This is a genomic window from Arthrobacter sp. Soil763 (genome assembly GCF_001428365.1).
Classification (GTDB): domain Bacteria; phylum Actinomycetota; class Actinomycetes; order Actinomycetales; family Micrococcaceae; genus Arthrobacter.
The window spans coordinates 745,145-758,768 of the sequence record NZ_LMSH01000002.1; the positions used below are offsets into that span (position 1 = coordinate 745,145).

Here is a 13,624-nt window from a genome sequence, read left to right on the forward strand (position 1 = left end):
AAAATTGAGTGTGAGCCACGGCGGCCACTGTTGCGGACGCCGGGCGGCTTGTTGACCAAGCGGACACAGCCCGGCCGGGCTGGAAAGTCACGGGACTACTGGAGGGGGATATTCCTCATGGCTGCTATGAAACCACGCACCGGCGACGGCCCGATGGAAGTGACCAAGGAGGGTCGCAGCCTGATCATGCGGGTTCCGCTGGAAGGCGGAGGGCGGCTCGTCGTTGAGCTCAACACTGCGGAAGCTACGAATTTGCGGGAGTGCTTGGTCGGCGTCACCGAATAGCCGGACCACCGCCATGAAAGGGGTCCGCTGCCGGCTGGCAGCGGGCCCCTTTCTTGGCATCCGGGCTACTTCTTGACGGCCACCAGCAGCCCGTCGCCGGTGGGCAGCATGGCCGAGGCGAGCCGGTCGTCGTCGCGGATGGACTTGCCCACCTGGCGCAGCACCACGGTGGTCGCCTCCCGGGCCGCCGGGTTGGCGACCCGGTCCTTGTCCAGGGCGTCGTTGACGATCAGCAGCCCGCCGGACTTGAGCAGCCGGATCGCCTGCTCCACGTAGCCGGGATAGTTGGGCTTGTCCGCGTCGATGAAAACCAGGTCATAGGCGCCGTCGGTCAGGCGCGGCAGCACGTCCCGGGCGCGGCCGGAGATGGTCCGGGTCCGGTTGGCCGGGCTGCCGGATTCCTGGAAGGACTCCCGGGCGGCGCGCAGGTGTTCGACGTCGACGTCGATAGTGGTCAGGACGGCCTGCGGGCCCAGGCCGCGCAGCAGGCAGACGCCGGAGACGCCGGCCCCGGTGCCGATCTCCACCGCGGTCTGCGCCTTCGAGGCTGCGGCAAGGACCGTCAGCACGGCCCCGACGCCGGGCCCGATCGGCGTGACGCCCAGTTCGAAGGACCGCTCCCGAGCGCGCATCAGAACCTCATCCTCGGCAGGCAGATCTTCTGCGTAGGACCAGCTCGTGGACTTATCGGCGCTCATGGGTGGTATCGCTTTCCGGGCAGGGGGAGTGTTCCTTACAGCGTACTGTGTCCGGCGGGGTGTTCCGCGTTCCGCCGTGGGCGGAAGGGGCGCCCGCGTCAGGAAATTCCCAGCTTCTTTTGCGATGATGGTGATCCGCTCATCCGCGAGGTGATCGGCGCCGAATCCAAGGGTAAGAGCCCGCAGGACGCGGGCCCCGTCCAGGCGTAAGTACCATCCGCGAGGGGAGTGGACAATGTCGGTTCTGGCAGCTGTCCCTGTAACTGACGAGACCCGGCCCACGGCAGACGCCGAGTGGGTCCGGCCGACATGGGAAGAAGTGGTGACCAACCACTCCGCCAAGGTCTACCGCCTGGCGTACCGGCTGACGGGCAACAAGTTCGACGCCGAGGACCTCACCCAGGAGGTGTTCGTCCGGGTGTTCCGTTCGCTGGAGAACTTCAAACCCGGAACCCTCGACGGCTGGCTGCACCGCATCACCACCAACCTCTTCCTCGACCAGGCGCGCCGCAAGAGCCGCATCCGGTTCGACGCGCTGGCCGAAGACGCCGAGTCGCGGATCCCGGGACGCGAACCGGGCCCGGAGCAGAGTTTTGAGCTGAACAACCTGGACCTGGACGTGCAGGCCGCCCTTGAAGAACTGCCGCCGGACTTCCGCGCCGCGGTGGTGCTGTGCGATCTTGAAGGCCTGTCCTACGACGAGGTCGCCGAGGCCCTGGACGTTAAGCTGGGGACCGTGCGGTCCCGGATCCACCGCGGCCGGACCATGCTGCGGGAGAAGCTCGCGCACCGGGACCCCCGCCCGAAGACGGCCGCCAACGCCAAGCAGTCCCTGAAGCCGCGGCTCAAGCTGCCGCGCATCGCCGGCCTCCTCTGAACCGGACGATGGCTCCGCTGGGACACTACTTATCCGGCCTTGCATGCCGGTACTACAGCCGCCGCCCGGGCCGCGCCGGGCTCGGCGCCACGCCACTGGCCGGCCGGTCCGGCGAGCTGCGCCGCCAACACGTCGAGCGCTGCATGCCGTGCCAGGCGCGGCTCCACCGGGAACGGCAATACCTTGAACGGCTCCGCGGCGCCGCCGTGCCGGCGGCCAGCGATGACCTGACGGCCCGCCTGCTGGCGCGCACCGGCGCCCTGGCGGCCGAGGACGGAACGGCCACGGAGCGGGCAGCCCGGCCGTCCAAAGCCACGGAAGGGCAGCAAAGCCCGGAGCCGCGGACGACGCGGGGCGCCGGCCGGCCCTGGCGGCTTGCCGCGGGGTTCGCCGGCGGAGCCGCCGCCTCCCTGGCCTTGGTCGGCGGGGCGGCGTTCCTGCTGGGCGGGGCCGGTCCGGGGCAGGCCCCGGACGACTCCTTCACCGCGGCGCTTCCCTCCGCGGCTTTTGAGCGCGGCGGCCTGACCTCCGGGAGCGTCTCGCAGGCCGCCTGGAAGCTGAGCGGCGAACCCGAGGTTGCGCCGCCCGGCGCGCTCGGCGCCGACGAGCTGGCGGCGCTCTGCGGCCACGGCTGGACCTGCCCGCAGCTCCGGGAACTGGGCTACCACCTGGTCTGGGCGCGCGGCGCGGTCGCCGGCGGTTCGGAGGTGCTGGAGCTGCACCTGACCGACGGCACGCACTTCGCCACGGTCCTGGAACAGCGGCCCACGGACGGCGCCGCCGGCCGCGGCAGCGCCGGTCAACCGGTCAATGTGCTCACCGGGCACCGGGCGTCCGAGGACGGCTTCGTTCCTGCCGGCCCGGACGGCGTTCCGGCCGGGACCGGCGCGCCCGCGGCGGACGGTGCGCGCAGCCCCGCGCTGTGGGTCAACACCCACGCGCCCTTCCAGGCCATCTACGCCACGCAGGCCGCCACCTACACGTACATCTCCGAACTGCCGGCGGAGCAGGCCGACGACGGCGTGGCCGCCCTCGTCCATGCCCGGCCCATTGCCGCCGGAGCCCCGGAGCGCGACGGCTGGTTTGCGGCCCGGCTGGGGCGCGGGCTGGAACGCATCCTGGAACTGCTGGCGCGGTGACCGGGCCCCGGACGGCCCGCCGCGGCCCCGTCCCGGTGCGGGCGGCGGCGGCGCAGGCGGAATCGTCGCACGCCGGACTGAGAGGGTAATCTCCTAGAGTGCTTGGAATCAACGGACCGGAGTTCATCCTCCTGCTGATCATCGGCCTGCTCGTGATCGGTCCCAGCAGATTGCCCGAATACACCCAGAAGCTGGCCAACATCGTCAAGGAAGTCCGGCGCATGGCCTCCGGAGCCCGCGAGCAGATCAAGGAAGAGGTCGGCATCGACATCGACGATGTCGACTGGCGCAAGTACGATCCCCGGCAATACGATCCCCGCCGGATCATCAAGGAAGCCCTGCTCGAGGATGACACCAAGCCCGTGAGCGCCGGGGCGCCGGCGGCCGTCGCCGCCGCGGAGGAGCGCCGTCCGGCCCGGGTGGTGGAACGGCTGCCGCACGGCGTGGCCGCACCGTTCGACTCGGAAGCCACGTAGCCCCAGCGTCTAGCCCCCAGCCCCTGGGGGCCGGGCCGGTCAGCGGGGCTGCAGGCCCAGTGCCATGCCGCTCAGCCCGCGCGGGCTGGAGGCCAGTTTCCCGGCGATCGCCTGCAGCGCCGCGGCGGCCGGGGTTTCCGGCCGGCCCAGCACCAGCGGAACGCCGTTGTCCCCGCCCTCACGCAGCGCGATGTCCAGCGGGATCTGGCCCAGCAGCGGAACCTCGGCCCCGACCGTCGCGGTGAGCCGCTCGGCAAGCGCCGCGCCGCCGCCGCTGCCGAACAGTTCCATCCGGCCGCCGTCGGGCATCTCCAGGTAGGACATGTTCTCCACCACGCCCGCCACCGACTGGCCCGTCTGTACCGCGATCGCACCGGCGCGCTCCGCGACGTCGGCCGCCGCGGCCTGCGGGGTGGTGACCACGAGGATCCGGGCACCGGGCAGCAGCTGCGCCACCGAGATGGCGATGTCGCCGGTGCCCGGCGGCAGGTCCAGGAACAGGGCGTCCAGGTCGCCGAAATAGACATCGGTGAGGAACTGCTCGAGGGCCCGGTGCAGCATCGGCCCGCGCCAGGCGACCGGCTGGTTGCCGGTGACGAACATGCCGATCGAGATGACTTTCACCCCGTGCGCCACCGGCGGCAGGATCATGTCGTCCACGCGGGTGGGGGCCTGCGTGATGCCCATCAGCGCGGGCACGGAGAACCCGTAGACATCCGCGTCGACGATGCCGACGCGCAGCCCCTGCGCGGCCAGCGCACAGGCCAGGTTCACGGTGACCGAGGACTTGCCCACTCCGCCCTTGCCGCTGGCGACAGCGTAGACCTTCGTCAGCGAGCCAGGGGCGTTGAACGGGATGCCCCGCGCCCCGCCGGGACCGCGGAGCCGCTCTTTGAGCGCGTCGCGCTGTTCCTGGCTCATCACCTTCAGGTCGACCTCGACGGCGGTCACGCCCGGCACCGCCGCGAGGGCCGCCTCGCAGTCCGCCGTGATGGTGCCCCGCAGCGGGCAGCCGGCGATGGTCAGCAGCACGGTAATCCGGACGACGCCGGTCTCGGAGACCTCCACCGAGTCGACCATGCCCAGTTCCGTGATGGGCCGGCGCAGTTCCGGATCGATGACAGTGGCCAGCGCCGCGTGCACGGCAGCTTCAAGGCCGGACGCGCCGGGGCGTCCCTGCGGTGTGCTCATGGCGCGGTTCCGCTCAGCTTTCGGGGGAGGTTCGGTGGGCGGGCCGTGCGGCGCCGTCCGGTTTGTCCGCGGCGGCGTCCGGCCGGACCCGGGGGATCTGCTGGGTGCGCGGACCGCGCTGCTTGTCGCGGCGCTCCTTGAGCTTTTCCTTGACCTTCTCGCGGGGCGAGTCGACGGCGGCGGCGTCTTCGCTGCGCAGCTCCTCCTGCGCTTCCAGCATGTCCTCCAGCAGGCTGCGCAGCTCCGCCCGGACGTAGTCGCGGGTGGCGACCTCGCGCAGCGCGATGCGCAGCGAGGCCAGCTCCCGGGTCAGGTATTCGGTGTCGGAGAGGTTCCGCTCGGCGCGCTGCCGGTCCTGCTGGAGCGAGACACGGTCCCGGTCGTCCTGCCGGTTCTGGGCCAGCAGCAGCAGCGGGGCCGCGTAGGAGGCCTGCAGGGACAGCATCAGGGTCAGCAGCGTGAAGCCCAGATCCTTGGAGTCGAACTGCCAGTCCGCCGGCGCCCAGGTGTTCCAGACCAGCCAGAAGACGCAGAACACGGTCATGTAGACCAGGAACTGCGGTGTGCCCATGAAGCGGGCGAACCCTTCCGTGGCGTGGCCGAAGGCGTCGGGATTGGGGGAGAACTTGGGCAGGATCCGCTGCCGGCCGCTGAGCGGGGTGTCCAGCCCGCCGGCGGTCCGGGGCCCGGGCCGGGCGTTGGAGTTCCGGGGTGCGCTGATATCAGCCAATGCGGCCTCCAAGCTTCCTTATCGGGGCGTCGTCCTCGTGGGCGCGCCAGTCATCGGGCAACAGATGGTCAAGCACGTCATCAACAGTCACCGCCCCGACGAGCCGGCCGTCGTCATTGACCACGGGAAGCGAGTTGAGGTTGTAGGTGGCCAGGGTCCGGGCGACCTCGCTGATGTGGGCCTGGTCCGAGACGGGTTCGAGGTTCTTGTCCACCAGGTTTCCCAGCGGCTCCGGCGGCGGGTAGCGCAGGAGCTGCTGGATGTGGACGACGCCGAGGAACCGCCCTGTGGGGGTTTCCAGCGGCGGGCGGGCGATGAAGATCGAGGACGCCAGCGCCGGCGACAGTTCCTCGCGGCGGACGTGGGCGAGGGCCTCGGCGACCGTTGCCTCCGGGGGCAGGATCACCGGGACGGGCGTCATCAGGCCGCCGGCGGTGTCCTCGTCGTATTCGAGCAGCCGGCGCACGTCCTCGGCGCCTTCGGGTTCCATCAGCTGCAGCAGTTCCTCCGCCTGGGCGCTGGGCAGCTCGGCGAGGAGGTCGGCGGCGTCGTCGGGATCCATTTCCTCCAGCACGTCCGCGGCGCGTTCGACGTCGAGCGCGGACAGGATCTCCACCTGGTCGCCCTCCGGCATCTCCTGGAGCACGTCGGCGAGGCGTTCGTCCTGGAGCTCGCTGGCGACCTCGAAGCGGCGCTTGTCGCTCATCTCCTGCAGGGCCTCGGCGAAGTCGGCAGGTTTGAGGTCCTCGTGGGTGGCCACGAACTGGGTGGCGGCCTGCGGTTCCGTGCGGGCGCCCTGCCGGGCATCGGCCCAGTCGATGATCAGGGTTTCGTTGCGGCGCAGCCTGCTTAGCGGCGACAGCGAGTGCCCGCGGCGGACGAAGAGCTTGCTGACAAACCAGTCACCGGAGCGGTGCCGGTCCATCGCAATGTCCTCGATGGTGGCGTCGCCGCTGCCGTCGGCCAGAGTCACGCGGCGGTCGAACATCTCGGCGACGACGAGTGTCTCGGCGCCCCGCTGCTCGAACCGGCGGAGGTTGACCAGACCGGTGCAGATGACCTGGGTCTGGTCGATCGAGGTGATGCGCGTCATCGGCACAAAGACCCGCTTCTTGCCGGGAACCTCGACGACGATGCCCACCACATGCGGGGCTCCGCGGTTGCCACGGGCGAGCACCACGACGTCGCGCAGACGGCCCAGACGGTCGCCCAGAGGGTCGAAGACGTCCAGTCCGAGGAGGCGCGCGACAAATACCCGCGAAAGAGTTGTGCTCACTCCTACAGGCTACCGAGTCTGCTCTCTTTTAGCTGAATTGGCAGGCGCCGTACAGCTGCATGGGCCAGAATGGGGCTATGTCAAACATTTTTGGTGGTCCAAAGGCAGGCGTCCCCGGCGGGGCGGATGAGTCCCGCACCGTTCCCAAGGGGGACACGGTCGGTTCCTACAGCTCCTACCTGGACGCCCAGAAGGCCGTGGACTACCTCGCGGACCAGCAGTTCCCGGTGCAGCTGGTCTCGATCGTCGGCAACGACCTGAAGATGGTGGAGCGGGTCACCGGCCGGCTTACTTACCCCCGCGTCGCGCTCTCCGGTGCCCTGAGCGGCATGTGGTTCGGCCTGTTCGTCGGCGTCATGCTCTCCTTCTTCTCCGAATCCGGGGGCTACTTCTCGATCGTCACCTCGGTGCTGATGGGTGCGGCGTTCTTCATGCTGTTCGGCATCGTCACCTACGCCATGCAGCGCGGCAAGCGGGATTTCACCTCCACCAGCCAGGTGGTGGCCACGAACTATGACGTGGTGGTGGCGTTCGAGGCGGCCCATGAGGCCCGCCGGCTGCTGCACCAGCTGCCGATGAGCCAGCACGACGCCGCCGGCCAGGGCTACCAGCAGCACGCGCCGCAGCCGTTCCAGCCCGGCCAGCAGCAGGGCCAGCCGGGCCCGCAGGGCCAGCAACAGGGTCCGCAGCGTCCCGCCGGGTGGAGCGACCCCTACGGCCAGCGGGCCGCCGCCCCCGGCCAGCAGCCCGCCCCTGCCGCAGGGCCGGAGGCGGCCCCGGGGCAGGAGGCCCAGGAACCGGCCCCGGTCCGACCCTCGGCGGTCCGCTACCCGGACCTGCCGGACGGCCGCCCGCAGTACGGCATCCGCGTCAGCGACTCCGGCGCCCAGGGGCAGGCCCGCCAGCCGGCCGCAACGGAGCCGGAAGAGGGGCAGTACCGGGACGGCGGCCAGGGCGGCGACACGCAGCGCTAGGTTTCCGCGGGGTCGGGCGGCACCGCCGCCGGATCGGTGAAGAACAAAAAGGAAGGGGAGGGCCGCCGGCCCTCCCTTTCCTTTGGTCGCCGCTCCACCGCACCGGGCACCCCGGTGCGGTGCGGCGGTTACGGCAGCTGGGCGTCGATCTCCTGGTAGATGCCGGCCATCCAGGACTCGACGTCGTCGGCCTTCCGGGGCAGCGCGGCGCTCAGGTTGACCGGACCCTCCGCGGTCATCAGGATGTCGTCCTCGATCCGGACGCCGATCCCGCGGTACTCGGCCGGGATGCCGAGGTCCTCTTCCTTGAAGTACAGCCCGGGTTCGATCGTGAAGACCATGCCCGGTTCCAGGATTCCGTCCAGGTACAGCTCGCGCTTGGCCTGGGCGCAGTCGTGCACGTCCAGGCCGAGGTGGTGGCTGGTGCCGTGCGGCATCCAGCGGCGGTGCTGCTGGCCCTCGGTGCTGATGGCCTCCTCGACGGACACCGGCAGCAGGCCCCACTCGGCGAGGCGCTCGGCCAGCACGGTGGTGGCGGCGGTGTGGATGTCGCGGAACTTCGTGCCCGGCTGCGCGGCGGCGAACCCGGCGTCGGCGGCGTCCAGCACGGCCTCGTAGACCTTGCGCTGGATCGGGGAGAAGGTGCCGTTGGCCGGGAGGGTGCGGGTGATGTCCGCGGTGTACAGCGAGTCGGCCTCGACGCCGGCATCCAGCAGCAGCAGCTCGCCGGCGTTGACCTTGCCGGTGTTCCGGGTCCAGTGCAGCACGGTGGCGTTGTTGCCCGAGGCGGCGATCGTGTCGTAGCCGAGTTCGTTGCCTTCCTCACGGGCACGGGCGAAGAACGCGCCTTCGACCACGCGCTCGCCGCGGTGGTGGGTCAGGGCGCGGGGGAGGGCCTTGACGACCTCGGTGAAGCCCTCGACGGTGGCGGCCACCGCGGTCTTCATCTGCTCGATCTCCCATTCGTCCTTGATCAGGCGCAGCTCGGAGAGGGCCTCGCTGAGCTTCTCGTCGAGGGCATCCAGCACGCCCAGGTCCAGGTTCTCCGGGTCCTTGGCGGTGTTGTACCGGGCGGTGTCCACCAGGGCGTCGATGTTCTCGTCGACCTTGCGCACCAGCCGGATCGAGATCCCGCCGATCTCCGGAGCCCCGACGTTCTTGGTGATGGCGAGCTCGAGGCCGCCCAGGTCGGCGGTGTCCAGCGCCAGCCGGGCCTGGAACTCGGCGAGCGTGGGCCGGGCGCCGATCCAGAATTCGCCCGAGCGGGAATCGGCGTAGAACTGCTCGGTGTCGCGGCCGGCCAGCGGACGGAAGTACAGCGTCGCGTGGTGGTGGCCGCCGTCGTCGCCCTTGCCCTCGTCGGTGGGTTCGAGCACGAGCACGGCGTCGGGTTCGTGGTCCACGCCGAGCCCGGTGAGGTGGGCGAAGCCCGAGTGCGGGCGGAAACGGTAGTCGCAGTCGTTGGAGCGGACCTTCAGCGGGCCGGCGGGGATGACAAGCCGTTCACCTTTGAACAACTCGGACACCGCCCGGCGGCGCGCGGCGGCGTGGCCGGCGACGGCGTCGAGGCCGGGCAGCTGCTCCTGGGCCGGAGCCCAGTTGCTGGCCATGAACGCCTTGAAAGCGTCGGAGCTGGGCCGCTGGGAGCGGTTGTTGACGCGCTCGTCGAGGGGCTGGGAAGCGGAGATCTGGGTGTTATCTGCATCGTTCACGGTCCCATCGTCTCACCAGCGGCGCGGCCGGGGCCAACAAGCCGCACCGGCCGTTCCGGCGGCGGCCCATCTACTAGCATGGGGAGGTGAGGATTGACCTGCATGCCCACTCGAATGTTTCCGACGGCACCGAAGACCCTGCCGCGCTGGTCGCCTCCGCGGTGGAGGCCGGCCTCGACGTCGTCGCCCTCACCGACCATGACTCCACCGACGGCTGGGCCGAAGCCTCCGCCGCCGCCCGGAGCCTGGGCGTGGCCCTGGTGCCCGGCATGGAGGTCTCCTGCCGCACCGGCGAGGGCATCAGCGTGCACCTGCTCAGCTACCTGCACGACCCGACGCACCCCGGGCTGCTGGAGGAGATCACCAAGGCCAAGGACGCCCGGTTCACACGGGCCGAGCGCATGGTCAGCCTGCTCGCCGAGGACTACCCGCTCAGCTGGGACGACGTCATCCACCATGTGGCCCCCGGCGCGACCCTGGGCCGGCCGCACATCGCCGACGCCCTTGTCGCAGCCGGCGTGGTCGCGGACCGCAGCGAAGCCTTTGAGACGATCCTGACCTCCCGCTCCCGGTACTGGGTCCAGCACTACGCGCCGGACCCGGCGTCCGCCGTCGAGCTGGTCCGCGCCGCCGGCGGGGTGCCGGTCTTCGCGCACCCGGTCGCCTCCGCCCGCGGCAGGATCGTGGGGGAGCGGACCTACCGGGAGATGATCGACGCCGGCCTGGCGGGCCTGGAGATCGACCACCGGGACAACCCGGAGGAGGGCCGGGCGTTCCTGCGCGGGCTGGCCGAACGGCACGGCCTGCTGGTGACCGGTTCCTCCGACTACCACGGCACCGGGAAGCCCAACCTGTTCGGCGAGAACCTGACGGCGCCGGAGGTGCTGGCCCGGATCGAGGAGCAGGGGACCGGAACGGCCGTGGTGCGCTGATGGACTGGATTGACCTTCAGCTGCTCGCTTCGGTGATCGTGACGCTGTTTGTGATCATGGACCCGCCCGGCACCGTCCCGATCTTCATGTCGCTGACGGCGCAGATGGACGCCCGGGACCGCAACCGCTCCGCCTTCCAGGCGCTGCTCGTGGCCACCGGCGTGATCGTGACCTTTGCGATCTTCGGCCAGTCGATTCTGAACTACATGCACATCTCGCTGGCCGCGCTCCAGGGCGCGGGCGGCCTGCTGCTGGTGCTGATCGCGCTGCAGCTGCTCACCGGTTCCACCGGCGGGGAGGACAACGCCGCCAAGTACAAGAACGTCGCGTTCGTCCCGCTGGGCACCCCGCTGATGGCGGGTCCCGGCGCGATCGTGGCGGTCATGGTCTTTGTCCAGCGCTCCGGCAGCGCGGCGCAGTACCTCGCCGTCGGGCTGGGCATCGCCGTGACGCTCGCGTCGCTGTACCTGGCGATGCGCTTCGCCGGCCTCGTGCAGCGCGCCCTCGGCGAGAACGGCGTCGAGCTGGTCACCCGGATCGCGGGCCTGTTGCTCTCCGCGATCGCGGTGCAGATGATCGCGGACGCGGTGCACGCCTTCGTCACCAGCTGGACCTGACCCGCCGCCCGGCTGCGGCGGCCTAGTCGGGCGTCGCCGCAGTGGGCCCGGCCGCGGAGGGCTGGGCGGTGAACGCAGCGTGGGCGCCCAGCCGTTTGGCCATGACGTCGACGGCGGCCTGGTTCTGGTCCACGCAGACGAATTTCCGTCCCAGCTTCGCTGCCACGGCGCCGAGCGTGCCCGAACCGGCGAAGAAGTCCAGGCACCAGTCCCCGGGCCGGCTGGAGGCCGCGACCACCCGCCGGATCAGCCCCTCCGGCTTCTGCGTCGGATAGCCGGTCTTCTCGCGGCCGGTGGGCGAAACAATCGTGTGCCACCAGACATCCGTGGGCAGCTTGCCGAGTTCACGCTTGGCCGGCGTGACCAGGCCGGGCGCCATGTACGGCTCACGGTCCACCTCGGCGCTGTCGAAGTGGTACTTCGCGGGGTTCTTCACGTAGACGAGAATGTTGTCGTGCTTCGTCGGCCAGCGGAACTTGGCGCGGGCGCCGTAGTCGTAGGCCCAGATGATCTCGTTGAGGAAACACTCGCGGCCGAAGATCGCGTCCAGCATGACCTTGGCGTAGTGCACCTCGCGGTAGTCCAGGTGCAGGTACAGGGTGCCGTCGTCGGCGAGCAACCGCCACGCCTCGACCAGCCGCGGCTCGAGGAAGGACCAGTAGTCGCTGAAGGCGTCGTCGTAGCTGTGCAGCGCACCCTTGATGGTGTCGTACGAGCGGCCCTTGAAGCCGACGCGGTCGCCCTCGCCGCCGGCGTTGAGGACCATTTTGGTCTCCTGGCGCCGCTGGACCCGCCCGGTGTTGAAGGGCGGGTCCACGTAAATGAGTGTGAAGGCGCCGTCCGGCAGCGTCGGGAGGTACTCCGCGTTGTCCGCGTGAACCACCAGGTTGCTGCCGTCCGGCGCCCAGACGGTGTCAGTCATGCAGCGGATTAGGCCTCGGCGCCGCGTGCCGTGGCCTGGGCCTCGCCGGCCACGACTTCGCCGTTTCGGCGGCGGGTGCGGGTCCGGCGGCGTGCCCGGGTGGCACGGTCCACTTCGGTCGGGGCGCTGGCTGCCGGCGCTGCGGGTGCGGTGGCCTCAGCGGGACCGGCTGCGGCCTCCTTCTCGGGGGACCGGCGGCGCCGCTCGCCCGAACGACCGCCGGAGCGTCCGCCCTCGCGGGACTCGGACCGTTCGCCGGAGCGGCCGCCGTCGCGGGACTCGGAGCGCCCGCCGGAGCGGCCGCCCTCGCGCGGGGCACGGCCGCCCTCGCGCGAACCGGCGCGTGCGCCGCCCCGGCCGCCGTCGCGGGTGTTCTTCTTGCCGGTCTCGCCCAGGTCCTCAAGCTCCTCGGCGTCGACACCGGCGAGAATCCGCTTGTCGCGGGGCAGGCGGCCCTTGGTGCCTTCCGGAATGTCCAGTTCCTCGTACAGGTGCGGGGACGAGGAGTAGGTTTCCACCGGCTCCGGAACGCTCAGGCCGAGGGCCTTGTTGATCAGGCCCCAACGCGGCATGTCGTCCCAGTCGACGAACGTCACGGCCGTGCCCTTGTTGCCCGCACGGCCGGTGCGGCCCACCCGGTGCAGGTAGATCTTCTCGTCTTCGACGCACTGGTAGTTGATCACGTGCGTGACGTCGTCGACGTCGATGCCGCGGGCCGCGACGTCGGTGGCCACGAGGACGTCCACCTTGTTGTTGCGGAAGGCGCGCAGCGCCTGCTCCCGGGCGCCCTGGCCCAGGTCGCCGTGGATGGCGGCCGCGGCGAACCCGCGGTCCACGAGCTCCTCGGCGACCTTCGCGGCGGTGCGCTTGGTCTTGGTGAAGATGATGGTGCGGCCGCGATTGCGGGCCTGCAGGATGCGCGCGACCACCTCGACCTTGTCCATGCTGTGGGCACGGTAGATCAGCTGGCGGATGTCGCGCTTGGTCAGGCCCTCATCCTCGGGGTCCGCCGCACGGATGTGGGTGGGCTGGCTCATGTAGCGGCGGGCCATGGCAATGACCGGGCCGGGCATGGTGGCCGAGAACAGCAGCGTCTGGCGCACGGCGGGGGTGCCGGCAATCAGGGTCTCGACGTCGGGCAGGAAGCCCAGGTCCAGCATTTCGTCGGCCTCGTCGAGGATGACCATCTTGACGTTCTTCAGGACCAGGTGCTTCTGCTTGTACAGGTCGATCAGGCGGCCGGGCGTGCCGACGACGACCTCAACGCCCTGCTGCAGCGCTTCGATCTGCGGCTCGTAGGCGCGGCCGCCGTAGATCGTGGCGATGCGCGCGTTGCGCTTCTTGGCCGCGTTCTGCAGGTCGCTGGCGACCTGGACGGCGAGCTCGCGGGTCGGGACGATCACGAGGGCCTGCGGGGCGCCCGGGGCCGGCAGCGCCTCGAAGCCGGCGTCGTCGCGGCCGACGACGCGCTGCAGCGCCGGGATGCCGAAGCCGAGGGTCTTGCCGGTGCCCGTCTTGGCCTGGCCGATGATGTCGTGGCCGCCCAGGGCGACCGGCAGGGTCATGGCCTGGATCGGGAAGGGGTGGGTGATCCCGGCGTCGGCCAGGGATTCGACGATGTCGGCGCGGACGTTGTAGTCGGCGAAGGACTTTTCCGCGATTTCGTGCGGGGTTTCGTCGGAGATGATGGTCTCTTCCGGCTCAATCGATTCCGTGCCGGATTCGTCAGTCAGAAGCTGGTGCGTGTGCAATTCACTCACGTGGGAGTTTCCTTATTCATTTGGGCTGCGCTGCC

The 13,624-nt window shown here is 70.5% G+C and carries 14 protein-coding genes; 7 read left to right on the forward strand and 7 right to left on the reverse strand.

Annotated elements, in window-relative coordinates; genetic code table 11:
• Nucleotides 1-117: 117 nt before the first annotated feature.
• Entirely contained in the window at nt 118-285 is a 168-nt protein-coding gene (locus ASG71_RS07095; RefSeq protein WP_082575015.1) for a DUF3117 domain-containing protein, read from the forward strand.
• 65 nt (nt 286-350) lie between these two features.
• Here the strand turns inward: ASG71_RS07095 and ASG71_RS07100 are convergent, their stop codons facing one another.
• A complete protein-coding gene (locus ASG71_RS07100) occupies nt 351-983 on the reverse strand; it encodes an O-methyltransferase (RefSeq protein WP_056737953.1) in 633 nt (210 codons plus the stop codon).
• Nucleotides 984-1,218: 235 nt separating this feature from the next.
• On the opposite strand from ASG71_RS07100, the gene sigE reads away from it, so the two are divergent.
• From sigE to ASG71_RS07115, 3 genes are all read left to right on the forward strand, one after another.
• Nucleotides 1,219-1,860 (forward strand): RNA polymerase sigma factor SigE, encoded by a 642-nt coding sequence (sigE, locus tag ASG71_RS07105; protein ID WP_056737954.1) that lies wholly within the window; start codon nt 1,219-1,221, stop codon nt 1,858-1,860.
• 8 nt (nt 1,861-1,868) lie between these two features.
• Nucleotides 1,869-2,999 carry a hypothetical protein gene (locus tag ASG71_RS07110; protein WP_056737955.1) on the forward strand — a complete coding sequence of 377 codons (1,131 nt, stop codon included), beginning with the start codon at nt 1,869-1,871 and terminating at the stop codon, nt 2,997-2,999.
• A gap of 98 nt (nt 3,000-3,097) precedes the next feature.
• Nucleotides 3,098-3,475, forward strand: a complete 378-nt coding sequence (locus ASG71_RS07115; protein ID WP_056737956.1) for a twin-arginine translocase TatA/TatE family subunit — start codon at nt 3,098-3,100, stop codon at nt 3,473-3,475.
• Between the two features lie 39 nt (nt 3,476-3,514).
• On the opposite strand, the gene ASG71_RS07120 is transcribed toward ASG71_RS07115, so the two are convergent.
• From ASG71_RS07120 to ASG71_RS07130, 3 genes are read right to left on the reverse strand one after another with little or no spacing between them, the layout of a single operon-like run.
• Nucleotides 3,515-4,666 carry an Mrp/NBP35 family ATP-binding protein gene (locus ASG71_RS07120; protein WP_056737957.1) on the reverse strand — a complete coding sequence of 384 codons (1,152 nt, stop codon included), beginning with the start codon at nt 4,664-4,666 and terminating at the stop codon, nt 3,515-3,517.
• 13 nt (nt 4,667-4,679) lie between these two features.
• Nucleotides 4,680-5,408 (reverse strand): DUF1003 domain-containing protein, encoded by a 729-nt coding sequence (locus ASG71_RS07125; protein ID WP_056737958.1) that lies wholly within the window; start codon nt 5,406-5,408, stop codon nt 4,680-4,682.
• Entirely contained in the window at nt 5,389-6,672 is a 1,284-nt protein-coding gene (locus ASG71_RS07130) for a magnesium transporter MgtE N-terminal domain-containing protein (protein WP_056737959.1), read from the reverse strand. The genes ASG71_RS07125 and ASG71_RS07130 overlap by 20 nt, the downstream gene beginning before the upstream one ends.
• A gap of 77 nt (nt 6,673-6,749) precedes the next feature.
• On the opposite strand from ASG71_RS07130, the gene ASG71_RS07135 reads away from it, so the two are divergent.
• Complete coding sequence (locus ASG71_RS07135) at nt 6,750-7,646, forward strand: general stress protein (protein WP_056737960.1); 897 nt, start codon at nt 6,750-6,752, stop codon at nt 7,644-7,646.
• A 128-nt stretch (nt 7,647-7,774) separates the two neighbouring features.
• On the opposite strand, the gene ASG71_RS07140 is transcribed toward ASG71_RS07135, so the two are convergent.
• Nucleotides 7,775-9,358: an aminopeptidase P family protein gene (locus ASG71_RS07140; RefSeq protein ID WP_056737961.1), complete on the reverse strand. Its 1,584-nt coding sequence runs from the start codon at nt 9,356-9,358 to the stop codon at nt 7,775-7,777.
• An 86-nt stretch (nt 9,359-9,444) separates the two neighbouring features.
• Here ASG71_RS07140 and ASG71_RS07145 point away from each other — a divergent pair, with 86 nt between their 5' ends.
• Together ASG71_RS07145 and ASG71_RS07150 are read left to right on the forward strand one after the other, a co-directional pair.
• Nucleotides 9,445-10,290 (forward strand): PHP domain-containing protein, encoded by an 846-nt coding sequence (locus tag ASG71_RS07145; RefSeq protein WP_056737962.1) that lies wholly within the window; start codon nt 9,445-9,447, stop codon nt 10,288-10,290.
• Nucleotides 10,291-10,298: 8 nt separating this feature from the next.
• Complete coding sequence (locus tag ASG71_RS07150; RefSeq protein WP_056738612.1) at nt 10,299-10,907, forward strand: MarC family protein; 609 nt, start codon at nt 10,299-10,301, stop codon at nt 10,905-10,907.
• A 22-nt stretch (nt 10,908-10,929) separates the two neighbouring features.
• Here the strand turns inward: ASG71_RS07150 and ASG71_RS07155 are convergent, their stop codons facing one another.
• Complete coding sequence (locus tag ASG71_RS07155) at nt 10,930-11,829, reverse strand: DNA-methyltransferase (protein WP_056737963.1); 900 nt, start codon at nt 11,827-11,829, stop codon at nt 10,930-10,932.
• Between the two features lie 8 nt (nt 11,830-11,837).
• Entirely contained in the window at nt 11,838-13,589 is a 1,752-nt protein-coding gene (locus ASG71_RS07160) for a DEAD/DEAH box helicase (RefSeq protein WP_056737964.1), read from the reverse strand.
• Between the last annotated feature and the right edge of the window lie 35 nt (nt 13,590-13,624).

Bases quoted from the DNA above. Each gene is read 5' to 3' on its own strand.
- ASG71_RS07100 (WP_056737953.1), bottom strand. From the start codon at position 983: ATGAGCGCCGATAAGTCCACGAGCTGGTCCTACGCAGAAGATCTGCCT.
- sigE (WP_056737954.1), top strand. From the start codon at position 1,219: ATGTCGGTTCTGGCAGCTGTCCCTGTAACTGACGAGACCCGGCCCACG.
- ASG71_RS07120 (WP_056737957.1), bottom strand. From the start codon at position 4,666: ATGAGCACACCGCAGGGACGCCCCGGCGCGTCCGGCCTTGAAGCTGCC.
- ASG71_RS07110 (WP_056737955.1), top strand. From the start codon at position 1,869: ATGGCTCCGCTGGGACACTACTTATCCGGCCTTGCATGCCGGTACTAC.
- ASG71_RS07135 (WP_056737960.1), top strand. From the start codon at position 6,750: ATGTCAAACATTTTTGGTGGTCCAAAGGCAGGCGTCCCCGGCGGGGCG.
- ASG71_RS07155 (WP_056737963.1), bottom strand. From the start codon at position 11,829: ATGACTGACACCGTCTGGGCGCCGGACGGCAGCAACCTGGTGGTTCAC.
- ASG71_RS07095 (WP_082575015.1), top strand. From the start codon at position 118: ATGGCTGCTATGAAACCACGCACCGGCGACGGCCCGATGGAAGTGACC.